Annotated in this window: 1 protein-coding gene; it reads left to right on the forward strand. The window is 53.1% G+C overall.

Annotated features, from left to right (window positions below; all coding sequences use genetic code 11):
• Positions 1–311 (forward strand): hypothetical protein (locus H6A20_RS14110; RefSeq protein ID WP_204907551.1); only part of this gene is annotated, 311 nt, incomplete at both ends.

The following is a 311-nucleotide window of genomic DNA, read 5'->3' on the forward strand; positions in this document are numbered from 1 at the left end:
CGGCATGTATAGCTACTACTGCACCAATGATGTGATCAAAGTATCCCCGTCCGGGACTTCTACCGATCCGGGCACTGATCCTGGAACAAAACCTGGTGAGGATACTGGCGCCAAAGATCTGACTGCTTCCGAAACCGGTGTTTCCATCTCCCTGACCGATGGAGTGCCAGAGGGTGCAGAGCTTTATGCCGACACCATTGCACAGGAAAGCGTGCTGGGAAGCCGTCCGGAACTGAAAGAAGAACTGCCGGGCCTGCTGTCCATTTACGACATCAGCGTTAGAAAAGACGGTAAAGCTCTGGAAATCAAGG

It is taken from the genome of Mordavella massiliensis (assembly GCF_016901695.1).
Lineage (GTDB): Bacteria > Bacillota > Clostridia > Lachnospirales > Lachnospiraceae > Claveliimonas > Claveliimonas massiliensis_A.